Genomic DNA, 24159 nt, shown 5'->3' on the forward strand with positions numbered 1-24159 from the left:
GCAGTTTACAGAAAGAACCATGGAAAAATTATCCGATAAAATGCTTGTAGAAGCTTTCTATCAAGCAAAAAAACAAAAACTTGATAATGACTTTATTCAATTAATTGAGGATGAATTAAGAAAACGTGCAATATGCGTTTGATAATTCATCCTCAATTTTTGTCTGATTATCCCGCTTGTATTTTGTTCATTTTCATACACTTAGTCCAATAGCAACTGCGCGAACGATGTTTCGCTCGTGCGGTTGAAGTTTGGCTCGTACGGTTGAAGTTTTACTCGTATGGTTGAAGTTTGGCTTGTACGGTTGAAGTTTCGCTCGTGCGGTTGAAGTTTGGCTCGTACGGTTGAAGTTTCACTTGTACGGTTGAAGTTTCACTTGTACGGTTGAAGTTTTACTCGTACGGTTGAAGTTTGGCTCGTGCGGTTGATGTTTCGCTCGTACGGTTGAAGTTTGGCCCGTGCGGTTGAAGTTTCGCTTGTACGGTTGAAGTTTTACTCGTATGGTTGAAGTTTTGCCCGTACGGTTGAAGTTTCGCTCGTGCGATTGATGTTCCTCTCAATTCGATTCTACACACCAAACATACATATAAATCGAGCCTACAAGCCAACATACAGGATGGAGGTGTTTGGAATGGAAAATCGCAGGGAAAAGAAACAAGGCGTCAGTGATGAGCAGGCAGTGAGGAAAAATCTCACCAGACAATATGATCATGAATTTGCCAATGAGCCATTGACGGAAACAGAACGGGCTAATAACAAGAAAACGAAAAAACGTCAATAAATGAAGGGGAGTGGATTGACCATTCCCCTTTTTACAGACAATAATCATAATTAAGACTGAGTCTTTCATCATAAAGAACTGGCGATAAGCCAAGTTTTCTAAAGTAAGGATTGATATACATGAACGTCACAATTGAATTTACATACATTACCCCAAAAGGAACCGAAACAGTTTTTCGGTCGGAAGAAATGCGTTCCCCAAAAGCATTACTGCTGGCAGAAGACCTGGAGAAATCAGGGCGAATGAAACAAATTATGTTTATTGACCACAACGAGGTAAGGTGGAACCTGAAGGAATTGAAAAAAGCGCTTGAGGAAATACAGACAGAGCCACACAATGTTTCGGTATTATTCGACGGCGGGTTTGATTTGAAAACAAAAAAGTCCGGGCTGGGATGTGCCATCTATTATGAGCAGAACCACAAGTCACTGCGGATTCGCAAAAATGCGATGGTCGATGAATTGCAATCGAACAACGAAGCAGAGTATGCGGCACTTCATCTGGCCATACAGGAAGTGGAACAACTGGGTGTCCATCATATGCCTGTTGTCTTCGCGGGGGATTCGCAGGTTGTCATCAATCAGTTAGCCGGCGAATGGCCATGTTATGAAGTGGAATTGTCCAAATGGGCGGATCGGATTGAGCAGCAACTGGAACGATTGGGCATTGACGCAGAGTATGAGCTGGTTCCGCGGAAGCGAAATCGGGAAGCGGATCATCTGGCGACACAGGCACTCAAGGGTGTTGCAGTCGAAAGTATTGTAGAACGGATGTAAAGGTGTATATATAATAGTCGCACTTCAGCTAATAAGGCAAAGAGAGTACATACATCGTACTAAAAATGGCCATAGTGAATTTATCGTCCAAAATCAATATAGACAACTGAAAGCCAAGGAACAGGCTTACAGGTTCCCTTCCATTTATGATAGAAAGCTTACAAACTAAAAGTCACCTATTCATAAAAATTTTTAATTCCACTATTGCATTTTTATTCATATTAATGCATAATAATACGTAACATAATTTCGAAGGGGAGATTCCGATGGCTAAAGATAAAATTGTACTCGCATATTCCGGTGGGCTTGATACCTCAGTTGCGGTGAAGTGGCTGCAGGATAAATATAATTTTGACGTCATTGCGGTGGCACTTGATGTTGGGGAAGGAAAGGATTTGGACTTTGTTCAGAAAAAAGCACTCGAAGTTGGTGCAATTAAATCATATGTGGTGGATGCAAAGTCACTTTTTTCCGAGGAGTATGTCTTGCCCGCGTTGCAGGCGAACTTGTTATATGAAGGGAAATACCCGCTTATTTCAGCATTATCCCGTCCGCTCATTGCAAAAATTTTGACCGATATTGCGGAAAAAGAGGGTGCTGTTGCGGTGGCGCACGGCTGTACCGGAAAAGGAAATGACCAGGTCAGATTTGATGTGGCATTCACTGCATTGAATCCGGATCTGCAAATTGTTGCTCCGGTTCGTGAGTGGGCAATGTCCCGCGGCGAGGAAATTGCGTATGCGGAAGAACACGGGATTCCGGTTCCGATTCAGCAAGATAATCCGTTCAGTATTGACCAGAATCTCTGGGGACGCAGCAACGAATGTGGCGTGCTGGAAGATCCTTGGGTGGAAGCCCCGGAAGAAGCGTATGATTTGACTGCAAATCCGGTTGACGCACCAAACGAACCGGAAACCGTGGCAATTACATTCAAGCAGGGGGAGCCAGTTGCACTCAATGGCGAAGAATTGCCACTGGAGGAGCTGATTTTAACATTGAATGAAATTGCCGGAAAGCATGGGGTCGGACGTATCGACCATGTGGAAAATCGTCTTGTCGGAATCAAGTCGCGTGAGATTTATGAAGCACCGGCAGCTTTGACGTTGATTGCGGCGCATCATGAGCTGGAAGCATTGACACTGCCAAGAGAGGTGGCACAGTTCAAGCCGGTCATTGAGCAAAAATTTGCCCAAAGCGTATATGACGGCCTATGGTATTCACCGTTGACCGACGCACTGAAGGCATTTATCAAGGAGACGCAAGAGCATGTTTCCGGAACAGTGAAAGTAAAACTGTACAAAGGCCATGCACAAGTGGTCGGCCGTACATCTGCAAACTCGCTTTATGATTTTGATCTGGCAACTTATGATAAAGAGGATGCATTTGATCATGAAGCAGCACTTGGATTTATCAAACTGTGGGGACTGCCGACACAAGTTCATTCTGCGGTAAACAAGCAGGCTGAAACGAAAGATGACTCTACCGATAAAATCAAACTTGACGTGAAGGAAGCTATTAAACAGTGAAACTATGGGGCGGACGTTTTACAAAACCAACCAATCAATTAGTGGATGAATACGCAGCATCTATCCGTTATGATCAAAAGCTGGCAAAGTACGATATCCAGGGAAGTATGGCCCATGTGGCGATGCTTGCGGAAACGGGGATTCTTTCCGAAGATGACGCGGCAGCCATCACGGAAGGACTCCACACCGTTTCGGAACAAATTAAGAACGGTGAAGCGGAATTGTCTGAGGAAAATGAAGACATCCATATGAACGTGGAAAAACTGTTGATTGAAGCAGTCGGTCCGGTTGGCGGAAAACTGCACACTGGCAGAAGCCGTAACGACCAGGTAGCCTTGGATATGCGCCTTTATCTGAGGGAGACTCTGGTGGAAATTAGTCAATTGCTTCTAGGTGTACAGCAATCCCTTTTTCAGCAGGCGGAAAATAATATGGAAACCATATTACCGGGTTACACCCATTTGCAGCGGGCACAGCCGGTCTTGTTCGCCCATCATATGATGGCTTACGTATTCATGTTTCAGCGGGATATTGAGCGCCTTTCCGACAGCTGGAAGCGCGTGAATCAGTCACCGCTTGGAGCAGGTGCGCTTGCCGGAACAACATTTCCGATCGATCGGGAACTGACTGCGGATAAACTTCACTTTGACGGAATTTGTGAAAACAGCCTGGATGCGGTCAGTGACCGTGATTTTGTCGTTGAATTTTTATCGAATGCTTCGTTAATCGGCGCACATCTGTCCAGATTGTGCGAGGAACTTGTCCAATGGTCCAGTGCTGAATTTAATTTTGTCGAACTGGATGATGCGTTTTGCACTGGAAGCAGCATGATGCCGCAGAAGAAAAACCCCGATGTCGCGGAACTTGTCCGGGGCAAAACCGGACGCGTGTACGGCAATCTGATTGGCATGCTGACAACGTTGAAAGGCCTCCCGCTCGCGTACAACAAAGACATGCAGGAGGATAAAGAAGGGATGTTTGATTCGGCTGAAACGTTGAAAGGCGCACTTGCCCTGTTCGCACCGATGATTGAAACGATGCATGTTAAAAAGGAAAGCATGTACAGCTCCGTCCGGAATGATTTTTCCAATGCGACCGATCTGGCGGATTATCTCGTTAACAAAGGGATGCCGTTTCGCGAATCGCATGCAGTTGTCGGAAACATCGTACTGCACTGCATCAACAGCGGCACATACTTACTGGACTTATCTTTAGAAGAATTGCAATCATTTTCTGATCTCATTACAGAGGATATTTTTGAAAAACTTGCCCCGGAAACGGTGGTCAATGCACGTGATGTGGCGGGTGGAACTGCCAAGAACCGGGTGAAGGAGCAGCTGGAAAAAGCATCGGAGCTTTTTGATAAAACGGGGGCCTGGATCCAGGCGCATGAACAAAAGATCACCTTGAATAATTGAAGAGGAGCGTGGCATGAGATGATGGTAAACACGAAACAGCCCATTCCAGGGGCTCCCATGGGGCTATCAGGGAGAGATTTTTTAACATTGGCGGATTATTCGGCCAGCGATCTTTCTTATCTGATTGAGCTTGCCCACGATTTAAAAAAGAAACTAAAATTCGGAGAAGTTATCCAGCCGCTTCAGGGAAAAACGCTCGGTATGATTTTTGAAAAATCCTCAACAAGAACGCGTGTGTCGTTTGAATCGGGGATTTATCAATTGGGCGGCATGGGGATTTTTCTGAGTACCAATGACATACAGCTGGGAAGGGGTGAACCGGTCGCTGATACGGCTAAAGTTCTGTCCGGCTATTTGGATGGTATCATGATCCGCACGTATTCACAGGAAATGGTGAAGGAACTGGCTGCAAACGCGAGCATTCCAGTCATTAACGGATTAACTGATGTCTATCATCCTTGCCAGGTACTTGCTGATTTGCAGACAATTGAAGAGATCAAAGGCGAATTAAAAGGTGTGAAGCTCACATTCATCGGGGATGGCAACAACATGGCTAACTCGCTTATGCTTGGTGCGGCCATCATGGGCATGCACATCAGCATCGCCGCCCCGGAAGAATACCAGCCGGATCACACCATTACGGAACAGGCGGCCGAAATTGCTGCAGCATCAGGCGGAAAAGTCGAAATCACGTCAGATGTGGTGCACGCCGCCAATCAGGCTGATGTTATTTACACCGATGTTTGGGCAAGCATGGGACAGGAAAGCGAAGCATCAGCGCGCGAGCAGGCATTTACAGGCTTTCAGGTCAACAGCAAGCTTCTTTCAATGGCACAAAAAGATGTTACGTTCATGCACTGCCTCCCAGCCCACCGCGGCGAAGAGGTAACCGCAGATGTAATCGATGGGAGTCATTCCGTCGTTTTTCAACAGGCCGAAAACCGTCTCCATGCCCAGAAAGCGCTAATGACTGCGTTGATGGGATAGGTGTGGTGCATGATTTTTACTGATAACGGATTTATCCACGATTTTGACCCGGATATTCGCGATTTCGCATCCGATATCCACGATTTTTACCAACATATCCGCGAAAACAGACATGATATCCACGATTTTTGACTGACACGTAAAAGTCAGGCACTTCAAGCAAAGGAGTGTCTGGCTTTTAATATGCCTTTTTTGTCACGAGTAAGAATTTGTGCAACGGGCAGGCAATAAGATAATTATTCCCGTATCCTTTTTAAAAAATCATACGCTGTTTATCGCTGGAATAATGTGTTGCATTATAGGTTTGACCTCACTTTTTAACTGACTCAATATATGTGCGATTTCATGAAACTAGCATTATTTGTTTAATCAATACATTAGGGGGGTATAGTACTAATTGAAACAAGTTGTGTAGATTTTACCCTGCAAACGTAATTGGAAAGGTGTTGATTAGAATGAACTGGTTACAAATTATCGCATGGATTGCAATCATCATTGGGATAGTGCAGACAGTAGTTATTGCAATTGATGTGAAGAAGTATCCGCAAAAGATGATGCCGATTATGAATATTGTTTGGCCGCTTACAGGTCTCTATTTTCCTGTTGTCGGAATATGGGCGTACTACAGTCTGGGAAGGAATAATGAAAACGAACACGCCGCACATATGAATCATCAGGAAAGTCATGAACACAATTATCAGCATAACGGTCACAATCATGAACATATGGGTCACCACAGCGATCATGACCACATGCACCATCATAATCATGGCGACAAACCTTTTTGGCAAAGTGTATTTGTGTCGACAACCCATTGCAGCAGCGGGTGTTCAATCGGTGATATGATTGGTGTTCCAATAATAGCGATGACCGGATTAACAATTGCCGGCAGTACATTATTCGCCAGTTATACGGTCGAATTTATTCTTGCTTATATATTTGGAATTGCTTTTCAATATTATGGTATGGGATTTAAAAAGCAGAGCGAGCCGGGAAAGGCGATTAAAAACGCAATCAAAGCGGATACATTGTCGTTAATCGCTTTTGAGATTGGCATGTTCGGATGGATGGCGCTCGTTCACTATGCGTTTTTCACGCAAATGCCTGCACCAACATCGGCAGTATTCTGGTTTATGATGCAAATTGCTATGATGCTCGGATTCCTGACCAGTTATCCGGCTAATTGGTTATTGGTGAAAAAAGGCGTTAAACATGCGATGTAGTAGATATGGTGTGATTACACATCAACAATTTTTGGAAAAGAAATGGAAAATCATAAATGGGTCACTGAAAATGAAATATTTGCAACAAAACCCGTTAACAGGTCAGCCGATAACTTTGGAAGTTAAGGCTGATTTTCGTATTCTGTTAGAATTCACATTTTTTGGAATACTTATGGTAAAATAGATGTGAATAGGAATGTAAAAAATGGGGTGGGGATTCATTGCATAATAAATTAAGAAAATCATCGACGGATCGGGCAATTGCAGTTTTTTCGGGGGCATTGCTGAATTCTTTGGAATTTCTTCATTTGCAGTGAGACTTATATTTATTTTTCTTCCAGTAAGTCTTATTATATATATTCTTGCCAACACAGTCCCGGATAGCCCACCATCATTGTAGATGGAGTAAAAAATACATTATGCCAAAGACACAGGGTTGTTTTACTATTGTTATCAACTATGAACGAAAAATATTAGTGAAACGATAGGATTATCCGGTCTGGGAACTGCCAGGCGAGCGCTTGATAATCAGGAATCGCTGGAAAGCTGTGCAATCAGAGCAGTAAAATGTAATCGGATCAATTAAAATAAAGGGGAAGATTGTATGCCGACATGTCAGAACTGTGGTAATGAATGGAGCTGGAAACAAACGATAAAAACATTATTCAAACTGAAATGCCCGCATTGTGGTGAAAAGCAGTATGAATCTGCCTCGTCGAGAAGATGGGGAGGGATGTTTGTATTAATTCCATTATTGTTGATAATGCCTGTTAATATTTGGCTGGAAATGCCGATTGTTGTGGCAATCTTGCTGGTCATCATTTTCCTGTTAATCATGTTCAGCACCTATCCATTTATTTTGAAATTGTCCAATGAAGAGGAACCTTATTGGTGAGGATTTCAAAATACCTTAATACTGCAGCAAGAAATGATTTTAATCTTTTGAATAGAGGTGTTAATCATGCCAACCTGTCAAAATTGCAATTATAAATGGAGTTGGAAACAAACCTTTAGGAAATCGTTCACGCTGGATACTGGAATGGGTTGTCCCTGCTGTGGAGAAAAACAATATCCAACCACTGACTCAAAAAAGCGATTTGGACGTTGGCTGTTTATTCCGCCATTTACCATTCTTCTGTCACTGTTGTTTGATGTTCCAACCCCGCTTGTTATTGGAATGATAATTGTCGTCAGTATCTTGCTGTTGTGTATGTATCCCTACACAGTTGAATTATCAAATCAGGAAGAAGCACTTTGGTAATATAAATCGGTACGGTTGTTTTCAGCTCAGCAGAAACTAAAGTCGGCTCCTTATCGTGGAATCAGCCTCTCTGTGTTATCCCTTTATCTGAACCCCTTCCCAAAACAGTTCAATAATCTGTTCAGCCATTTCTTCAATTGAATCATATATTTTTGCTTGTTTCTCATTATTGTAATTACCAACATTTAACAGTGACAAATAGGCGTGTGTGGCAAAAACCGGGTTTATTTCGCGTATTTCATTCTGTTCCATCGCACGTGTAAAAACTTGTTCAATCGACTGGTACATGTCCGACTCGGCTTCGTTTATCCGCTCCAGTTGTTCCGGTGTCAGCGTATTTGTTGTTCCTTTCATAAATCCATTAATATCAATGTCAACTGTTGCTGATAAATGTGTCTTTGTAATGTTGTATAAACGGCTTTTCAGCGGTATGGGTTCGTGCAGCATAGCGTTTATTCGCTCACGGATGCGAATCATCATTTGTACCATCGTTTCCGTAAACAACTCCGCCTTGCTGGAATAATAGTAATAGATGGTAGCTTTTGTCACATTGCACTTTTTTGCAACGTCATTTACGGAAACCATTTGATACCCATTTTCCGTAAATAATTGTGTTGCCGCCTGGATGATTGATTCGGTTGTTGGCTGAGTCTGCTCACTTACCCTTGGTCTGCCCAAGGGTCGTTGCTCATCGCTTCTCACCTTATTCGCTCCTTGCATATAGCATATTTTGTTGAAATTATATCATATATTAGTAATTATTCAGTGGTAATGATTTGATAATTAACTAACCGGTATATATAATTATAAACATAAAATAATTATGATTTCTAATCAGGCAGGGGAGATTTGATGCATTTTCTACAGAAATGGGGAAAGATTGTTGCCGGCAAAAAAAGCCGCTTCGCTACAATTATCATCTGGATTCTGATAATCGGAATCCTCACTTCCATATGGCCCCAGGTAAATCAGGAAGAAACAGCTTCCACCAATTTACTGCCTGAGGATGCCATGTCGGTAGAAGCAACAAACATTATCAACGAGCAATTTCCAAGTGATAATGGTATCCCGTTATTAATGGTATGGTATCAAAACGGAGGGTTGACAGAAGCAGATTACGAAGCAGTTAAATCTGTATATCAGCAGCTGAAACAGGATCCGCTTCCACATCAATCGTTAGTGCCTAATTTTGCTGCGATACCTGTACGGGCACTTCAGCAGCAGGCGTCAAGTGATGGTGAGGTACTGACCACACCGGTGTTTTTTACTAAAGGAACTGAAACAGCAGCATTACAGCAATCCATCGATACACTGAAAAAACAAATCAAAAATATCACAGCCGAAAATCCGTTTGATGAGAATTTATCGAGCGATGGATTGCACCTGCGCTTGACTGGTCCGGTCGGGATTCAGACGGATGCCACAGAGTTGTTTAGTCAAGCTGATATTACGCTGTTAATTTCCACAGTTGTACTTGTATTGGTTTTGCTGATTGTGTTATATCGTTCACCAATTCTTGCAGTTGTTCCATTAATCAGTGTCGGAGTTGCATATGGGCTAATTAGTCCGCTGCTGGGATTCATGGCGGATCAAGGATGGATTGAAGTTGATGCACAAGCCATTTCCATCATGACGGTTCTATTGTTCGGAGCAGGAACCGATTATTGTTTATTCCTGATTTCCAGGTATCGTGATGAATTGCAGTTGGAAGCAAATAAGTATACTGCGCTTCAAAAAGCAATTGGCTACTCAGGCGGCGCAATTATGATGAGTGCATTGACAACGGTAATCGGGCTGTATTCGTTATCGCTGGCTCAATATGCCTCCTATGACCGTTTTGCTGTACCATTCAGTTTAGCCATATTTATTATGGGGATTGCGGTACTCACTTTTCTGCCGTCCATTTTATCGATGCTGGGAAGAGTCGCTTTTTTCCCGTTTATTCCACGTACGGAAAAAATGGCCCAGGAGTTGGAAGCTAAAAAAGGCAAGCCGGTTCGGCATCCAAAAACGAGAAGCCGCTATAGTAAAGCCGTTGGTAATGTGGTTACCGGAAAACCGTGGCTGATTATTATCATCTGTACCATTTTTCTGGGCGGACTCGCATTACTGGCACCTAAGATTCCGTATACTTATGGCGTGTTTGAGTCGTTTCCAGATGATATGCCATCCAAGGAAGGGTTCTCTCTGATATCAGAACATTATCCGCCCGGGAAGGTTGCACCTGTGCAGATAATTATTGATACGGAGGGTGAAGAAGTTTCCTTAAAAGATGAACTTGCTTCACTGGATATGACGGAAAATATCAGCAAGCCGCGAACCGGAGAAAAAAATGCAGACTATCAACTGTATGAAGTGACCTTGTCGATGGATCCTTATTCAACTGAAGCGGTTAAACAAATTCCTGAATTAAAGTCTGCTGTTGCAGGATATTTAAAAGAATCCGGAGTTGGAAATGCATCCCAGAACGTTTGGCTGGGTGGTGAAACGGCAACACTTTACGATACAGAACAGGTTACCGGTAAAGATCAACGTATTATTATTCCGGTTATACTGATTATCATTGCAGCACTGTTGCTTGTTTACCTTCGTTCGATCGTTGCCATGACCTATCTATTACTTACGGTTGTATTGTCGTATTTTTCTGCATTAGGTCTAGGATGGCTTGTGATTCATTATGGTTTCGGTGAACCAGCCATGCAAGGGCTAATTCCATTATACGCATTTGTATTTCTTGTAGCCCTTGGCGAAGATTACAATATTTTTATGGTCTCAAGCATTTGGGAAAAACGTAAGCATATGCCACTGAAAAAAGCTATTGCAGAAGGGGTGGGTCAAACCAGCAGTGTTATAAGTTCTGCAGGGCTAATTTTAGCTGGAACATTTTCTGTATTAGCAGTATTACCACTCCAGGTACTCGTCCAGTTTGGTACAGTAACTGCAATCGGTGTGTTACTCGATACTTTTATTGTCCGGCCGTTACTCGTGCCTGCCATAACAACAGTGCTCGGAAGGTTTGCTTTTTGGCCGGGTAAATTGTCGAGGAAACACGATGACAGGTTTCGTGAAAGTGAATAGGGAATTTGAAAATCTATAAAGTTTAAACAAAAGGACTTGTATCTATTCCATGTCTGAACCAATTAGTTTGCTGGCATATACAGTAAACGAGAGGGGAGGAATCCTGGATTTAGCTGCGGGTCCTTTTGATATTTCGTTTATTCTTCCAGTGTTACTTTCAGCATCCAATAGATAATATAAACTCCTAAATAAGCCCCTGAAATCAGAAAGAAAGGATTTAAAAACACAGCATGAATGTTTGTCATCATCACCGTTTTATCTTTAATAATCTGATAAACCGACAATGAAGTGATATTACCAAATACAAGAGCCGCTATAACAGCTGCCCAATTTAAAAAAGTCCGGAGTTTCTTCCAGCGCTTTTGAGCAAAATACATCAGTATGGGAAACACAATACTTCCAATTATCATGAGGACTTTCATACAACCATCCTTTAGCAGGTAATAACAAGAATAATAAGCACTTTGGTATTATTTCCTATCGAATGTGAATAATACGTTTAAAATCCTTTAGTGAAGGAGAATGAGTAAATGATTGACCTTGAAACACCACTTAAAGGGAAAAGAACGTATTTTCGCAATATCTTGAAACCATCCAAAAAGCTGGGTTATTGCCTTGGCGATTGCTGGGATTACCACAAAGGGTGCCTCGATAGTCTTCTGTGGCGTGAAGGCGGCGAGTCCATTTATTTACGAATGCCTTTTAATGTATTGGAAGGGGAACTGGATCGTCCCAACGCTTATATTCAGTTTGATAAACCATATGTTATTAAGCATGTCGTCAATACAGGTTTGGATAAAAATGCAAGTGCGTTGGGAGCTGCTTCCGGATTCAGCCAATTCCAGAAGCCCCTTGATAAAGATGGGCTAATTAAAGATAAAAATGAATGGGAAGATCTTGGTGAACAAGCGGTGGATACGATAATGAAACATATTCATTTTGATGGGAAGGAGCACACAAATTGAATCAGTCTGAAATGAAAACAGCTGTTGAAAATATTATTGACGACAATGCTGTCGGTACGATGGCAACTGTTAAGCAGAACAAACCACATTCAAGATATATGACTTTCATGCGAAATGGTTTATCACTTTATACTGCAACAAGTCTGGACACGCATAAAACAGAAGAAATAAAGGAAAACCCATACACCCATATTTTATTAGGATATGAAGGGGAAGGTTTTGGTGATCAATACGTGGAGTATGAAGGTAAGGCTGCTATACATGACACAACCGAATTAAAAAATGAATTGTGGAATTCCTATATGGAGAACTGGTTTGACGGACCGGATGATGCAAATTATATTGTGCTGGAGATTTTGCCAGAAAACATAAGGATAATGAACAAAAAAGGTGCTGAGCCAAAAATCTTAGAGTTTTAGGAATCAGACTGGTGTTGTGATTGGTGTGTATACAGCGAGGGAGAGGGTTGTTTTTCGTTTTGATTTGTTAACATGGTTCATGGAAATATAAAAGATATTTTTTATTACAGAAATGGACGTATTCATTGAAGAGGGATGCGTCTTTTAATTGGCATAATTTGACGATGCTGTGGAATCCGAACGGCTGCAAGGAATACATAAGCTGGTTGCTATTGGAACTTATACTAACGCTGAAATGTTATCACAACAACCACCCTGCCGCACTGGAAAAGATTTTTATACCAAAACGATTAAAAAAGAAACCTTTTGAACCGGTATACCGTATATCATATGGAAGAAACAGTTAAATGAGGATGTTGGTGCTTGTGAGTAATAGAAGGTTAAAAGATAGGTTATCTCCTTCTTTTCCGAAAATGCGTATGATTTCCGATACTATTGGTAATATAATAGGTTTTGCAGTACTTGCGGTATTGTTCTGGCTTGATTACTATTTTGTATGGCCGGAATGGGCTTTTTGGATTTTAATCGGTTTAGTTGCGTTGAGTATTTTCAGCGCGCTTTGGTCGATAATTGAACCAGCGTATCTTTATCGAAGCTGGAGTTACCAGTTTGATGAAGAATATCTCCAATTAAGTTATGGAATCCTTAAAAAAGAATGGTAACCGTCCCGATGACGAAGATACAATCGATTTCCACCAGCCAGGGCCCTCTTATGAAGCGGTATCGCGTCCGGTCAATAAAAGTAGAAACAATGGGCTCATCACATGCTATTCCTGCTTTGGAGGAAGACATTGCGCTTCGATTACGAGAGGAAGTGGCGGAATATGCAAAGTTAAAGGAAGTTGGTGAATGATGCGATATCATCCGTTAACCGTTGTGTTTCGAATCTACCAATTGGTGAAAAATAATCTTTTCTTTGCAATTATTCTATTTGTTTTCAATAAGGGTTCGGAGTTTTGGCTTTGGGAGTATGGCAGATACGTATTTTTGTTTTATATTATAACGCGGTTGTTATATATAGTTGCCGCCTGGTTTGTGGAGAAATATGAATGGAAAGACAGCACGTTTTATATACATAAAGGAATTTTTGTAAAACATACCGGTACGATTCCGTTTTCCAAAATTCAAAATGTGACAATGAAGAAAACGATATTTCATAAAATAGCCGGGCTTACCTCAATTACCTTTGAAACCGCAATGGACGGGGAAGATGACGCCATCCACTTTGAGGTATTATCCAAAAAGCATGCTGAATTCCTGCTTGATTTAGTGCAGCCACGCAAACAAAATATCCCGCAAAAAGCACAAGTGGATGCAGTGCAAAGCGACAATCAAAAAGAAGATGTCCCCGATGCTGAATTGACACAGGTTCGGGAAACAAATCGGACGGTTCATTTTAAACCAAGGCGAAAAGACTTATGGAAGGCGAGTTTTACATCTTTAAGCTTTCTGGCGATTATTCCGATTATTGGTGGTGCGTTTGACTATCTTGAACCATTTTTACCGGAAACAGATCAGGTCAAGGGCATATTTCAAGTGTTGCTTGATAGCTGGTGGCTGCTTTTTGCAATCATAATGTTGGCGGTTATTGTTGCTGTCTCTTTTGGTGTTGCGAGGACATTTATCCGCTATGGAAAGCATGAAATTTCTTCAGATGGTACCTATATTTATATCGACAGAGGTGTGCTGGATGAAAGTTATTTTTCAATCGAAAAAAGCAAAATTCAAGGGTTGGAAATGCAGCAAACGTGGCTTAAGCGAATTTTTGGGTTGGCGGAAGTAAAATTAATCAGTTCTGCCAAAACAACGAATACCGATGAATCCGTGAATGTCAACTCGCTTTATCCCTTTTTACCGGTTAAAGAGGCCTGTCAATTAATAGAAGAACTATTGCCAGCCTACCAGTTGGACGCAAAATTGGACAGATTGCCACGCAAATCATTATGGGTTAAATTATTACGGCCAAGCTGGATATGGATTATAGCTACGGTTGGATTGGCTTATTTTAAGCCTGATTTTTTCCAGATTGATCAGGCATGGTGGATTCTGTCTCTTATCCTGTTATGTTTTATTTTGTTGCAGCGGGTTCTGGACTACTTGCATACACGGTATGCTGTGATGTCAGACCAGGTACAATGGTGGTACGGGGGCTTAACCAGTCGTATGTTTATTTCGAAAAGAAAAAATGTGATTGAAATGACTTATTCACAAACAAGGCTGCAAAAGCACTTTGAGGTCGCTTCGGTTTCAACCATGAATCGTTCGGTCCCGGCACATATTGAAACAATTCATGACATTCCATTACCATACGCACTGGCCATAGAAGAATGGTACCTTAAGCGTCGAGAGGACGTGGAACTTGAGGGGAAAAGTGTACACGCCTAAAACTCGTGACGAAAAAAAAAGATGAAATAAAGTTATTGCAGTAACAGGCGCTTTTCTTAAACAAGATGGCGCCTGATTTTATCTCCGCCAGAGACTTCCTGACTAAGCAACATTATTTTTCATTCAAAGTTTATCTGCCCCATTTCAACGTAATGTTCAGCGTGCAACAATTACCTCCCTGCTCAAAGGCTGGAGATTGAAGTTTAAAGATAACCCCTGATGGTGTGTAGCTGGTTTTAACTGTTACATATAAGCCCTCGATGGACTGAACCAGCCGATCAACTTCTGCCTGTTGGTTCAGCTGGGCAGCTTCCATAATCTTTTCGGAATACGCTGTATCACTCAATCTTTCCAATAAAATACCGCCCTGCTGCATTAAAACCTGAAATTCTTTTACGGATTGAGAAAGTATTGTCGTATCAACAGGCGGATATTGACGTGAAGATGAAAACGGGTTGTGAAATATAGGTGGATGCATATGGATTTGCGGATATCCATGGTGATTACGACGTGGATTGTACATATTGACACCTCTTTGTATAAGATTTTATACAGTTTATGGATAGGTGCTTTGTCTTGTGTCCCTAGTATGACGTAAAAACGTCAGGTGCTTTGCACTGACGCCGCGTTATATCTGTTCCATGTTGACAAACGAATTTTGATGTTCAAGTTTGCCTTTGATTCGTTTGATGTTCAAGTTTGCCTTTGATTCGTTTGATGTTCACGCGGTCTCCCCGCAGCCATTTGGCAAAGTCGAAAATGACCGGTTTCCGATCCGGACCAATCACGAACCATGCTTTCAATTCATCCGGAAAGTATACTGCGGTGTGAATCGTCCCGGCTGCAGCATCATATTTTTTGGAAAAAATTCCGTGCTTTGTCCCGTTCATCACGTTGAACGCCTCATATGGGTTTGTGGCAAATTGCTGTTGTTTTCGAATACGTTGTTCCCGCTCGCGTGTTTCTTCCTGGCGGTAACGATTTTCTTCATCCAGCAAATGAAAATGGTTTGTACAAACATTCGATTTCCGTGCTGCAACCTGTCTTGGTGAGGCTTCTACAACATAGGAGACGCTGCTGCGGTCCAAAAGGACATAACTGAACGAATGTCGGTGTGGAATCTCCTTTAGCAGAGTAACAGCCTCGTCAACACTGGCGCATGTTTCCAAAATCAGGCGCCCGATCATATTGCACAGAAAACCATCCCCGGATTTTTTGCTGTGCGTGAAGTTATACCCCATCACAAGACCTTTTTCGTTCATACCATCGATTCGGCCGGTTATTTGCATCGTTGGGCCGATAACGGCATATCCATAATCGGTCGGCTCATACAGCATATAACGCCCTTCGTAGCCTTTCGGGTGGCTGTCATAATTACGAACCATGAAATAAGGATCCGTATAAATGGAACAGCCGCTCCGGACGAATTCCAGATAATAACCGCCAAAGAAACGGAATGCCTTGTTCTTATCCATGTTTAACGCATCGGCAAGCCCCTGAATTTCATCCAGTATGCCCGGTGCAACGGTTGCCATGATTTCCCGATATACTTCCGGATCGATAATAAAATGCCGATCTTTTTTTGGACCCCATTGCTTTTCACGGTTCTGCAAAATCGGCGAATTTTTAAGAAGCTCACCTTGATAATAACCGAAATCATAATGGGTTCCCCGGTATTGGATAACATCACTGAAGTACTGTTTCATCTTATTCATCCCTTTTTGTTGCACTATTGTCAGTGTACGCTATGAGGGCGGGAAAGCAAATTGTAATGCTTTATGGCAGGGGGAAGAATTTAATATATTGGAATGGCACATACCTGCAGATATGATTTGGAATCAAGGATGGAGATATCTACGATTTTATATTCTCACCCAATTCATTTATGAAAAATAAATTGTTCCACGAATTTAATTGCATTATGATATAATATTGGATGTGTAAATTTAATTAACCGTTTTCCTAAATTATCGGGAGAACAATTTTTTTATTTTTTTATGGAGGGGTAAAGATTGACAGTTGCGTTAGCAATTCTTGTCATATTGATTGTTTTAAACGGCTTTTTCGCAGCATCGGAAATAGCCTTGGTTTCGTTGAATGAAAGTAAAGTGGAACGGCAGGCTGAAAGTGGTGATAAAAAAGCTAAAAAGGTTCATGATCTGATAACTGAACCGAGCCGCTTCCTGTCAACTATTCAGATAGGTATCACGTTAGCCGGATTTTTGGCAAGTGCATTTGCAGCCGATTTCTTTGCCGATCCGATTGCGCAGGCGTTGCAGGATATGGGGGTTCCATTTTCGCCATCCGTGCTTCAAACGATTGCGGTGGTTGGGACAACCATAGTTTTATCATATTTCACATTGGTTTTTGGTGAATTAGTTCCGAAACAGCTTGCTTTACAAAAGTCAGAAGCAATTTCCAATTTCGCAGCCACTCCGCTGACTTGGCTTTTCAAAATATGTTTGCCTCTGGTTAAGTTTCTAAGCTTCTCGACCAATACAACGGTAAGGCTATTTGGAGTTGATCCGGATGCTGAAAATGACGAGGCAACCGAGGAAGACATTCGATTGATGGTCGATGATGGTGGGAAAAAAGGAACCATACGGCAAGCTGAGCAATTAATGATTAACAATATATTTGAGTTTAATGATAAAACGGTATCCGACATTATCACACATCGAACAGATGTATCAGCATTGGCAGTTGACGCGTCGTTAATGGAAACAGTTCGATTGGTAAAGTCAGAACGATACACAAGATTTCCCGTTTATGACGGGGACATGGATAATGTTATCGGTTTATTGCATTCAAAAGATCTGATTCAATTTTTGCAGTCGGATGATAACAGTTCATTCTGCCTGCAGGATATTATCCGGGATCCTTATTTTGTAGTGGAAACGCAAAATCTTGATGTTATTTTTAGAGAAATGCAGCAAAACAATATGCATATTGCCATCGTTCTTGATGAATACGGCGGTACAGAAGGGTTAATAACGATTGAAGATATCATCGAAGAAATTGTTGGTGATATATTCAGTGAACATGTTGGACTTGAAGTAATGAAAGAAGAAGAGGAAATAAAGCAGGTCAGCGAAAATAAATTTGCCATTCTGGGGACCATTCATCTGCATGAGGTGGAAGATTCACTGGAGGTTGACCTTCCAACCAATGATTTTGATACATTAAGCGGATTTCTTATCAGTCTGCTTGGTCATTTTCCACAGGTTGGGGAGCAGCCGAAGATTCACTATGGTAATGTTATTTTTGAAGTGAATGAGATTACGGAAAAACGGATTGAGCGGGTCACAGCAACAGTTGTTGAGAAAAATGAAGGAAATGAAGACAGCGAATAGCGATACAAAGTCAGTCTCCTAATGGGGCTGATTTTTTTCGTTATTAGGACAGCGGGGTTTTGATGTTCTTTAATTGAATTGAAGCGGAAAATTGGAGGTGCCGGAAAAAACTAAAATTTGCCGAATAATTTCAAAAAACGCCGGATTATTAATTAAATTCGCCGGATTAATAACTGAATGATGATACACATAATGGGAATATTAAACCTGTTTAAAGAACTAATAAAGGAGCGATTCTGCAATGGAAAATGTAAAGTTGGCAGTTATTTATTACAGCTCAACCGGTACAAACTACCAATTGGCTCAATGGGCAAAGGAAGAAGCGGAGCAGGCAGGAGCTGAAGTGAAGCTGCTGAAGGTGCCTGAACTTGCACCGGAAGCAGCAATTGCCGGTAATCCGGCATGGAAAGCACATGCGGATGCAACGAAGGATGTTACGGAAGCTACTACCGATGACCTGCTTTGGGCGGACGCCTTTATTTTCAGTATGCCGACCCGTTTTGGAAACTTGCCGTCACAAATGAAACAGTTTCTGGATACAACAGGCGGCATCTGGGCACAAGGAAAATTGATGAATAAGGTTGTCAGTGGTATGGCATCTGCACAAAATCCACATGGCGGTCAGGAACAGACTGTCCTTTCGCTGTACACAACGATGATGCACTGGGGCGCAGTTATCGCCGCACCAGGTTACACCGATCCATCACTTTTCGCTGCTGGCGGAAATCCATATGGAACAAGTGTGAGTGTCGATCAGGATGGAAATATGGTGGAAGACGTTCAGGCTGCAGTGAAACATCAGGCAAAGCGGACACTGCAGGTTGCCGGATGGGTCAAGAACGGAAATCAGCAGTAATGCAGGAAGCCGATCAAACGTTGGTCGGCTCTTTTCACCCTTGGAGCACCTGCAGCTCGATTTTAAAAACCCGTCCCCGCCCAATAACCCGAACAAACCGTGCCTCTAAATCTAAAAAAGTGCAGCCTGCAACAAGACCACACTTTTAAAACAACCCTCCCTCAACTCTGCCTTTTATTCCGAGCCAGCTTTTCCCGATCCACAATCCCCGGCGGCTGCTCAAGCCAGTTATTTTTAATCATAATATCAGCTCCGGTTTTGGCGAGTCCGCTTACTTCCAACGATAAACGTTCGTAACGGAGTGCTAAATCTGATCGTTGGCTGGCTGCCATTGCAGTGGCATAGTTTCCTATTCCGGATGCAGTTAAAAGGGACATGTGAAACATCATCAGTTTATCAGAGAACGTTTTGGTAGTGGAGTCACTGACTGCTACGTCAGGCACGTGGGGAGCCTGAATGTTATCTTTCATCAGCGCATCAACAAATAATTTAATGTGCCTTTTTGATGTTCTTTTGCCACGCAGCATGAACTCCTGTACCTCCTTGGATGATGAAGTTTGTGCGAAAGCAAGGCACAACTTAACTCCTATTGAATTGGTCGTAATATTCATATACAAATATGAGATTTCCACAGCATTCAACGGACGTTTGCTGCTTAATGGATTGATACCACTCATATATTTTTTGCTGTTTACATAGTCTGTTTCTTTAGGAACTTCAATGTAAGGCGGCCGTGCATTGATTCCTTTATTGAGCGCAATTTTGAGCGACTTTCTGTAAAGGTTGTTTGTTTCGTGTAAGGCGTGCGAAAAATAGGTGCAAATATCATCACGGAAACTCAACGAAACCGTTCCACTATATGAAAGCATCCCAACTTTTGCCATGTGATTTACGTATGTTAAGCAGAATGTATCGGTGAACAGCCACGGGGCATTAAAATTCACATCCTGTTCGTTAAAACCGTTCGGGATGCTGTATTGTTCGTCTTCAAAAATGGATGTTAATTTCTCTAGATGATCGCATGAAAGATCGTAGGAATCCCGTACAACTGGCTTGATGTCATTATCCTGAATGTGTTGCAGCATGTACCCTAAAATACATTTTGACATACTATCATTCATATAAGCATTCCAAAGTGAAGCAATTTCTGAGGATGTTAAGTGAATTTTTTCTTCGCTCATGACAATCCCTTTCTGGTTGAATAAGTTTAATCGTTATTATGTACAAAAGCTATTATTTTTATTTGCAGGAAGAAGTGAGTATCAAATGTTATATATTAATTTGTCAGCAAAATCAGCAAAAAAATGAATATTCCTTAAGACAGGGTAAAAAATAGCTACAAACCAGCGTCATTGAATGAAAATGGACAACGATTTAATTATACGATTTCTATAGGGCAGGATACTCACGCAAATAAAAAGCAGCAGTCCAATACAGATTCCGTGGCCTGGGGCTGTATAACTTTTCTCTTTAATATAATTTTATTGTTAAAGCAAAAAAGGAGAACTAAATGGATAAAGAACAACAACAAATCGTAATGGACAGTTTTTTTGAGCGGTTTGAACAGCTCCATGATGAATTAAGTCAATTTTGGCTGGATCATATTTTTTTGCATTGGGATTGGTGGATTGCCGCCATACTTACCATTCTCCCATGGATATTCTGGATTTTTTATCATAATAAAAAGAGTACACACCGATTATTATACGCAGGTCTGTTTTCTATCGTTATTGGCATGGGGTTCGACTATCTCGGGACATCCTTTGGTTTATGGCACTATACCGGTAAAGTCTTCCCATCATTTCCGGCGTGGTCTCCCTTTCACTTTTGCCTGCTGCCGGTTAGCATTATGTTCTTAATCCAAACCAAACCGCACATTGCCATATGGAAGAAGGGAATTTTTTTTGGTCTGCTGACAGCGTTTATCGGTGAGCCGATTTTTGTATGGGCCGGTTACTATGTAATGACCGGATGGACCTCTATATACTCCATGCCAATTTATGCTGCCCTTTATATGTTTTGCGACTGGATTACGAATAGGGAAGCGTTTGAACTGCTTTCAGAGCAAAAAGCAAGTAAATAAACAAGTTGCAGGAGGTAACGATGAAACAAATGGAGAAAGGTTTTCTCGGATTTTTAACATTGCTCGGTTTGGCTATGATTCCGGTGTGGTTCAACAAACGCCCTCGTAAAGACTGGACGATTGTATTTTTATTGGCCGGATTTTTATCAGGCATGCTGGACATGTTTGCTACAGCTCATAAACTGATCCGTTATCCCTCACAAATTTTCGGAAAAAAAATGAACATCAGCCTGCTGTTTGATTACTTACTGCTTCCGAATATAGGTGTTCTATATAACCAGCTGACGTATAAATCGGGTTTTTGGTTGGCGTTGATCAGAGCGTTATTATTCAGCATCCCGATGACTATTGTGGAATATTTACTGGAAAAACACACGAACTTAATCGTTTGGCAAAAATGGAACTGGTTTTATACATTTGCTTCGGTTACCATATTCCTTTTGCTTGAGCGGGCCTTTATGGCTTTCATCAGAAAGTCAGTCAACCCGCTTCATTTGCTCAAGAAAAAGTTCATTAAACTGAAACGCACTATTGCCTGATGCCGTGCTTGCTAAACTTTTTTAGGTGACAAACAAAGTTGCACTTATGCAGTAAGAAAGGATTTTATTCTTAGCTGCTAAAAAATTCCACGAAAGAAGGACTTGGATGAAAAAAGTTGACATTTATAAATCTCCTTTCACTGCAATGCTTTGGTCATTTGCCTTGCCAGGATTCGGACAACTTTATAACCGTGATTATCTGCTTGGGCTGTTACTGATTACCTGGGAGGTTGTCCTGAATTTATATTCTAATTTAAATATTGCACTGATGTATTCATTCCATGGGGATTTTGCAAAAGCACATGAAATCATTAACTATGAGTGGGGCTTGTTTTACCCGTCCGTTTTCGCATTTTCCATGTGGCAGGCGTACAATAAAGCAAAGGTGATCAGGCACAGTCGTGAACACGATACGGAATTGAAGAAAGTTTATTTTACCGGGCTTTTTTTTGGATTGACAGCTGGAATGAATATTGGGCTCACAACCCACATTCACTTGCATATTAATATGCTTAAATTTCTGAATGCTCCGGTATTCAGCGGTGTTTTTCTTGGAATGATTGGCGCTGGTCTCGGTCATTTGATTGAAATGTATTTCGCAAAGCAGCGAAACAGCAGTAAAAATACGGTATAAATGCTTTGAAATGATTCCATGTTGTCTCAAGCTTATTTGTAAAAAGATACACTTATATTGTCGAATCAGGATTACATTTCTTTATCCAGGGAAAATAAAAATAACTAGAAAAAGATTGGAGGGTTAATTTGTAGTGTCACAAAAGGCAGTTTTAAACTGTATGAAAGATTTGATAGAGGTTGAAGATATCGCTGTTTTATCCTATCCAATCCTTCCATATGGATTGAAAGTGATTGATCAGTCGGAGGATTATATTATATTTTTTTACGATACCAATACTAACCAAGTAATACACCTGTTTAAAGATGCAGAGGATTATTGGTTCCGGGATGGATTCGGGTATCATACCTTGTGATAATTTTTTGGGAAAGTCGCTATAAAAGCAGATAATACTTTATTCTACATTATAAAGTTATTTCTCCATAAGCAGTTCAGGTTGCATGGATTCCATAAATTTCATATTTTTAATAAGGGAGCCTGCATTTATGCGAAAACTTTCCTTTCAACCGGTTGGTCAGGTAGTTTGACTTGAATAATTAAACACGGAAAGGGGAGTTTGATGTCTTGCAGCAGGTTAAATACAGCAAACAATCGGACAAGTACAATTACGGAAAAATGACGGCTGACTGCCAATCCATGATTTCCTCGGTGGTGAAAGGCTGGGGTAATGTGAACCACCCCGGTGAGAATCATGGGTAGCAGTGCTCGCTATGAAGAACTGGTTAAGGAATTTGAACATAAATTAAACCGGAAACTGACCGATAAAGAACTGGAATTTATTTCATGGCTGGCTGAACAGTAAAATGAAATTCCCGTTTCAACAAGTCTACATTACCGGATAATATTGCACGTGGCGCGGATTTGTATAATAAGGCGGTCTTGGGCCTATTTTTGACATGGGCGATGCGGATGCATTGGCAATGTAAAGTAATTGTACTTCCTCATTGGATGTTCGTCACCATTACCGTATTCAATCATTGCCGGATATGGGACCATCCATGGAGAATTTTTTGCCGGAATTCAGTCATTTACGATTAACACCAGAGTGACATTCTGGGAGGCTGCCCTATGTCACAAGAAAAGCGCAATTTTAAGGAAAATAATCATGATCAAACATATCCGATGTATCCCAATTACTGAAAAATTACGCGTTACGAAGATGTTCCGATTACGGTTCCGGAACAACGCCAGCTGTGTCAACCAGTGTTGAGGAATGTATGGTCCCCAGGCCAATGTTGACAATCCGAATTACGCAGGAAGCGGTAAACTGATTGGAAAAGTTGCCCCTGATAATGGGTGCGGGTACAGCAGCCTTTACGGGGCCGAATAGCATATATCTACGATTTCGTAAAGGTTATCCATGATTTCGGGCCAGATATCCACGATTTTGAGGGTTGTATCCACGAAAATGACACCTTTATCCACGATTCTGCTTCTGCCATGATTTCCCCAACCATAAATGTTGGTAATATTTACCTGATATAAAACTGTAGATGATGTGACATAGTGGTCCAATTAGTGTAAGCTATAGATGTAATGCTGAATAATCTGACAAAGAGTTGTGTGGTAAAGAGATCCAATTAGGGGGATGTACGAAAAATGGCAACAGACAAGAAAACATACGAAGACAAACAAATCAGGATTGATCCGACACTGCACCGAGAGCTGAAAATCCTTGCACTGCAAAAGGAGCAGTCACTGAAACAGATTGCTGATGATGCAATTGCCATGTATTTAAGGTATGAGAAAAATCGCACATTGTAACTGATAAAAAACTGTGCAGTATCGTGTGATAAAATGAGGGAGTTTTAAACCATTGCAACACGTACAGCAATGTAATAAGTCAAACTAAACCACCCGGCCATTGCGAAACTG

At 41.5% G+C, this 24159-nt stretch carries 31 protein-coding genes and 1 pseudogene; 26 read left to right on the forward strand and 6 right to left on the reverse strand.

All coding sequences use genetic code 11. The features are described 5' to 3' along the window. The first annotated feature begins 19 nt into the window (after positions 1-19). Positions 20-142, forward strand: coding sequence for a sporulation histidine kinase inhibitor Sda (gene sda, locus HUX68_RS00725; protein ID WP_174612850.1), 123 nt, complete (start codon positions 20-22; stop codon positions 140-142). A gap of 250 nt (positions 143-392) precedes the next feature. On the opposite strand, the gene HUX68_RS00730 is transcribed toward sda, so the two are convergent. Continuing rightward, positions 393-560 carry a hypothetical protein gene (locus tag HUX68_RS00730; RefSeq protein WP_174612851.1) on the reverse strand — a complete coding sequence of 56 codons (168 nt, stop codon included), beginning with the start codon at positions 558-560 and terminating at the stop codon, positions 393-395. A 71-nt stretch (positions 561-631) separates the two neighbouring features. Here HUX68_RS00730 and sspO point away from each other — a divergent pair, with 71 nt between their 5' ends. The 10 genes from sspO to HUX68_RS00780 all read left to right on the forward strand — a co-directional run bounded on the left by sspO (position 632) and on the right by HUX68_RS00780 (position 7972). Then, positions 632-781, forward strand: a complete 150-nt coding sequence (gene sspO / locus HUX68_RS00735; RefSeq protein ID WP_174612852.1) for a small acid-soluble spore protein O — start codon at positions 632-634, stop codon at positions 779-781. A 119-nt stretch (positions 782-900) separates the two neighbouring features. Beyond that, positions 901-1557: a reverse transcriptase-like protein gene (locus HUX68_RS00740; protein ID WP_174612853.1), complete on the forward strand. Its 657-nt coding sequence runs from the start codon at positions 901-903 to the stop codon at positions 1555-1557. A 266-nt stretch (positions 1558-1823) separates the two neighbouring features. Then, the gene (locus HUX68_RS00745; RefSeq protein WP_174612854.1) at positions 1824-3083 is read left to right on the forward strand and encodes an argininosuccinate synthase; all 1260 of its coding nucleotides are present in this window, start codon (positions 1824-1826) and stop codon (positions 3081-3083) included. Further along, positions 3080-4501: an argininosuccinate lyase gene (gene argH, locus HUX68_RS00750; RefSeq protein WP_174612855.1), complete on the forward strand. Its 1422-nt coding sequence runs from the start codon at positions 3080-3082 to the stop codon at positions 4499-4501. Before HUX68_RS00745 ends, argH begins: the two co-directional genes overlap by 4 nt. A 21-nt stretch (positions 4502-4522) precedes the next feature. Beyond that, entirely contained in the window at positions 4523-5488 is a 966-nt protein-coding gene (argF, locus tag HUX68_RS00755) for an ornithine carbamoyltransferase (RefSeq protein ID WP_174616305.1), read from the forward strand. A 455-nt stretch (positions 5489-5943) separates the two neighbouring features. After that, the gene (locus tag HUX68_RS00760; RefSeq protein WP_174612856.1) at positions 5944-6711 is read left to right on the forward strand and encodes a DUF4396 domain-containing protein; all 768 of its coding nucleotides are present in this window, start codon (positions 5944-5946) and stop codon (positions 6709-6711) included. Then, a complete protein-coding gene (locus tag HUX68_RS00765; RefSeq protein WP_174612857.1) occupies positions 6701-6895 on the forward strand; it encodes a hypothetical protein in 195 nt (64 codons plus the stop codon). The genes HUX68_RS00760 and HUX68_RS00765 overlap by 11 nt, the downstream gene beginning before the upstream one ends. 129 nt (positions 6896-7024) lie before the next feature. Continuing rightward, positions 7025-7111: a hypothetical protein gene (locus HUX68_RS19560; RefSeq protein ID WP_425509530.1), complete on the forward strand. Its 87-nt coding sequence runs from the start codon at positions 7025-7027 to the stop codon at positions 7109-7111. A 204-nt stretch (positions 7112-7315) separates the two neighbouring features. Beyond that, on the forward strand, positions 7316-7606 hold the full coding sequence (locus HUX68_RS00775) for a TIGR04104 family putative zinc finger protein (RefSeq protein ID WP_174612858.1): 291 nt from the start codon (positions 7316-7318) through the stop codon (positions 7604-7606). A 66-nt stretch (positions 7607-7672) separates the two neighbouring features. Continuing rightward, positions 7673-7972, forward strand: coding sequence for a TIGR04104 family putative zinc finger protein (locus tag HUX68_RS00780; protein WP_174612859.1), 300 nt, complete (start codon positions 7673-7675; stop codon positions 7970-7972). A 75-nt stretch (positions 7973-8047) separates the two neighbouring features. On the opposite strand, the gene HUX68_RS00785 is transcribed toward HUX68_RS00780, so the two are convergent. Beyond that, positions 8048-8674 (reverse strand): TetR/AcrR family transcriptional regulator, encoded by a 627-nt coding sequence (locus HUX68_RS00785; protein WP_174612860.1) that lies wholly within the window; start codon positions 8672-8674, stop codon positions 8048-8050. Between the two features lie 150 nt (positions 8675-8824). Here HUX68_RS00785 and HUX68_RS00790 point away from each other — a divergent pair, with 150 nt between their 5' ends. Next, positions 8825-11050, forward strand: a complete 2226-nt coding sequence (locus HUX68_RS00790; RefSeq protein ID WP_174612861.1) for an MMPL family transporter — start codon at positions 8825-8827, stop codon at positions 11048-11050. Positions 11051-11187: 137 nt separating this feature from the next. Here HUX68_RS00790 and HUX68_RS00795 read toward each other — a convergent pair whose 3' ends face one another. Further along, on the reverse strand, positions 11188-11472 hold the full coding sequence (locus tag HUX68_RS00795; protein WP_174612862.1) for a transposase: 285 nt from the start codon (positions 11470-11472) through the stop codon (positions 11188-11190). A 108-nt stretch (positions 11473-11580) separates the two neighbouring features. Between HUX68_RS00795 and HUX68_RS00800 the strand changes: the two genes are divergently transcribed. The 5 genes from HUX68_RS00800 (at position 11581) to HUX68_RS00815 (ending at position 14819) form a co-directional block, all read left to right on the forward strand. Continuing rightward, positions 11581-12015, forward strand: coding sequence for a YugN family protein (locus tag HUX68_RS00800; protein ID WP_174612863.1), 435 nt, complete (start codon positions 11581-11583; stop codon positions 12013-12015). Then, the gene (locus HUX68_RS00805) at positions 12012-12434 is read left to right on the forward strand and encodes a pyridoxamine 5'-phosphate oxidase family protein (RefSeq protein ID WP_174612864.1); all 423 of its coding nucleotides are present in this window, start codon (positions 12012-12014) and stop codon (positions 12432-12434) included. Before HUX68_RS00800 ends, HUX68_RS00805 begins: the two co-directional genes overlap by 4 nt. 365 nt (positions 12435-12799) lie before the next feature. Then, positions 12800-13096: a PH domain-containing protein gene (locus HUX68_RS19495; protein ID WP_343033591.1), complete on the forward strand. Its 297-nt coding sequence runs from the start codon at positions 12800-12802 to the stop codon at positions 13094-13096. 8 nt (positions 13097-13104) lie between these two features. Continuing rightward, a complete protein-coding gene (locus HUX68_RS19500; RefSeq protein WP_343033592.1) occupies positions 13105-13287 on the forward strand; it encodes a PH domain-containing protein in 183 nt (60 codons plus the stop codon). Further along, the gene (locus HUX68_RS00815; protein ID WP_246206582.1) at positions 13284-14819 is read left to right on the forward strand and encodes a PH domain-containing protein; all 1536 of its coding nucleotides are present in this window, start codon (positions 13284-13286) and stop codon (positions 14817-14819) included. The genes HUX68_RS19500 and HUX68_RS00815 overlap by 4 nt, the downstream gene beginning before the upstream one ends. A 130-nt stretch (positions 14820-14949) precedes the next feature. On the opposite strand, the gene HUX68_RS00820 is transcribed toward HUX68_RS00815, so the two are convergent. Further along, a complete protein-coding gene (locus HUX68_RS00820) occupies positions 14950-15342 on the reverse strand; it encodes a YuzC family spore coat inner layer protein (protein WP_174612865.1) in 393 nt (130 codons plus the stop codon). Positions 15343-15484: 142 nt separating this feature from the next. Then, positions 15485-16525 (reverse strand): C45 family autoproteolytic acyltransferase/hydrolase, encoded by a 1041-nt coding sequence (locus HUX68_RS00825; RefSeq protein WP_174612866.1) that lies wholly within the window; start codon positions 16523-16525, stop codon positions 15485-15487. Between the two features lie 306 nt (positions 16526-16831). Between HUX68_RS00825 and HUX68_RS00830 the strand changes: the two genes are divergently transcribed. Both HUX68_RS00830 and wrbA read left to right on the forward strand, forming a co-directional pair. Continuing rightward, on the forward strand, positions 16832-18172 hold the full coding sequence (locus HUX68_RS00830; RefSeq protein WP_174612867.1) for a hemolysin family protein: 1341 nt from the start codon (positions 16832-16834) through the stop codon (positions 18170-18172). Positions 18173-18413: 241 nt separating this feature from the next. Then, a complete protein-coding gene (gene wrbA, locus HUX68_RS00835) occupies positions 18414-19028 on the forward strand; it encodes an NAD(P)H:quinone oxidoreductase (RefSeq protein WP_174612868.1) in 615 nt (204 codons plus the stop codon). A gap of 161 nt (positions 19029-19189) precedes the next feature. Here wrbA and HUX68_RS00840 read toward each other — a convergent pair whose 3' ends face one another. Then, positions 19190-20209: a DUF3231 family protein gene (locus HUX68_RS00840; protein WP_174612869.1), complete on the reverse strand. Its 1020-nt coding sequence runs from the start codon at positions 20207-20209 to the stop codon at positions 19190-19192. A 329-nt stretch (positions 20210-20538) separates the two neighbouring features. Between HUX68_RS00840 and HUX68_RS00845 the strand changes: the two genes are divergently transcribed. The 7 genes and pseudogenes from HUX68_RS00845 (at position 20539) to HUX68_RS00865 (ending at position 24048) form a co-directional block, all read left to right on the forward strand. Continuing rightward, complete coding sequence (locus HUX68_RS00845) at positions 20539-21111, forward strand: CBO0543 family protein (protein ID WP_174612870.1); 573 nt, start codon at positions 20539-20541, stop codon at positions 21109-21111. A gap of 20 nt (positions 21112-21131) precedes the next feature. After that, positions 21132-21650 carry a CBO0543 family protein gene (locus HUX68_RS00850; RefSeq protein ID WP_174612871.1) on the forward strand — a complete coding sequence of 173 codons (519 nt, stop codon included), beginning with the start codon at positions 21132-21134 and terminating at the stop codon, positions 21648-21650. Between the two features lie 106 nt (positions 21651-21756). Continuing rightward, complete coding sequence (locus HUX68_RS00855) at positions 21757-22284, forward strand: hypothetical protein (RefSeq protein WP_174612872.1); 528 nt, start codon at positions 21757-21759, stop codon at positions 22282-22284. A gap of 133 nt (positions 22285-22417) precedes the next feature. Beyond that, positions 22418-22639, forward strand: coding sequence for a hypothetical protein (locus tag HUX68_RS00860; RefSeq protein WP_174612873.1), 222 nt, complete (start codon positions 22418-22420; stop codon positions 22637-22639). 209 nt (positions 22640-22848) lie between these two features. Further along, a complete protein-coding gene (locus HUX68_RS19375; RefSeq protein WP_281355653.1) occupies positions 22849-22983 on the forward strand; it encodes a hypothetical protein in 135 nt (44 codons plus the stop codon). Positions 22984-23427: 444 nt separating this feature from the next. Continuing rightward, positions 23428-23587: pseudogene (locus HUX68_RS19565) on the forward strand (NAD(P)-dependent oxidoreductase); the annotation flags it as partial. Between the two features lie 296 nt (positions 23588-23883). Continuing rightward, positions 23884-24048, forward strand: a complete 165-nt coding sequence (locus HUX68_RS00865) for a hypothetical protein (protein ID WP_174612874.1) — start codon at positions 23884-23886, stop codon at positions 24046-24048. The last annotated feature ends 111 nt before the right edge of the window (positions 24049-24159 follow it).

It is taken from the genome of Virgibacillus ihumii, assembly GCF_902726655.1.
Lineage (GTDB): Bacteria > Bacillota > Bacilli > Bacillales > Amphibacillaceae > Lentibacillus > Lentibacillus ihumii.

Coding starts and splice junctions, on each gene's coding strand:
- sda (WP_174612850.1), top strand. CDS start 20: ATGGAAAAATTATCCGATAAAATGCTTGTAGAAGCTTTCTATCAAGCA.
- wrbA (WP_174612868.1), top strand. CDS start 18,414: ATGGAAAATGTAAAGTTGGCAGTTATTTATTACAGCTCAACCGGTACA.
- HUX68_RS19500 (WP_343033592.1), top strand. CDS start 13,105: ATGACGAAGATACAATCGATTTCCACCAGCCAGGGCCCTCTTATGAAG.
- HUX68_RS00760 (WP_174612856.1), top strand. CDS start 5,944: ATGAACTGGTTACAAATTATCGCATGGATTGCAATCATCATTGGGATA.
- HUX68_RS00845 (WP_174612870.1), top strand. CDS start 20,539: ATGGATAAAGAACAACAACAAATCGTAATGGACAGTTTTTTTGAGCGG.
- HUX68_RS00840 (WP_174612869.1), bottom strand. CDS start 20,209: ATGAGCGAAGAAAAAATTCACTTAACATCCTCAGAAATTGCTTCACTT.
- HUX68_RS00775 (WP_174612858.1), top strand. CDS start 7,316: ATGCCGACATGTCAGAACTGTGGTAATGAATGGAGCTGGAAACAAACG.
- sspO (WP_174612852.1), top strand. CDS start 632: ATGGAAAATCGCAGGGAAAAGAAACAAGGCGTCAGTGATGAGCAGGCA.
- HUX68_RS00825 (WP_174612866.1), bottom strand. CDS start 16,525: ATGAAACAGTACTTCAGTGATGTTATCCAATACCGGGGAACCCATTAT.
- HUX68_RS00865 (WP_174612874.1), top strand. CDS start 23,884: ATGGCAACAGACAAGAAAACATACGAAGACAAACAAATCAGGATTGAT.
- HUX68_RS00850 (WP_174612871.1), top strand. CDS start 21,132: ATGAAACAAATGGAGAAAGGTTTTCTCGGATTTTTAACATTGCTCGGT.
- HUX68_RS00740 (WP_174612853.1), top strand. CDS start 901: ATGAACGTCACAATTGAATTTACATACATTACCCCAAAAGGAACCGAA.
- HUX68_RS00815 (WP_246206582.1), top strand. CDS start 13,284: ATGATGCGATATCATCCGTTAACCGTTGTGTTTCGAATCTACCAATTG.
- HUX68_RS00795 (WP_174612862.1), bottom strand. CDS start 11,472: ATGAAAGTCCTCATGATAATTGGAAGTATTGTGTTTCCCATACTGATG.
- HUX68_RS00745 (WP_174612854.1), top strand. CDS start 1,824: ATGGCTAAAGATAAAATTGTACTCGCATATTCCGGTGGGCTTGATACC.
- HUX68_RS00790 (WP_174612861.1), top strand. CDS start 8,825: ATGCATTTTCTACAGAAATGGGGAAAGATTGTTGCCGGCAAAAAAAGC.
- HUX68_RS00765 (WP_174612857.1), top strand. CDS start 6,701: ATGCGATGTAGTAGATATGGTGTGATTACACATCAACAATTTTTGGAA.
- HUX68_RS00800 (WP_174612863.1), top strand. CDS start 11,581: ATGATTGACCTTGAAACACCACTTAAAGGGAAAAGAACGTATTTTCGC.
- HUX68_RS00820 (WP_174612865.1), bottom strand. CDS start 15,342: ATGTACAATCCACGTCGTAATCACCATGGATATCCGCAAATCCATATG.
- HUX68_RS00855 (WP_174612872.1), top strand. CDS start 21,757: ATGAAAAAAGTTGACATTTATAAATCTCCTTTCACTGCAATGCTTTGG.
- argF (WP_174616305.1), top strand. CDS start 4,523: ATGGTAAACACGAAACAGCCCATTCCAGGGGCTCCCATGGGGCTATCA.
- HUX68_RS00780 (WP_174612859.1), top strand. CDS start 7,673: ATGCCAACCTGTCAAAATTGCAATTATAAATGGAGTTGGAAACAAACC.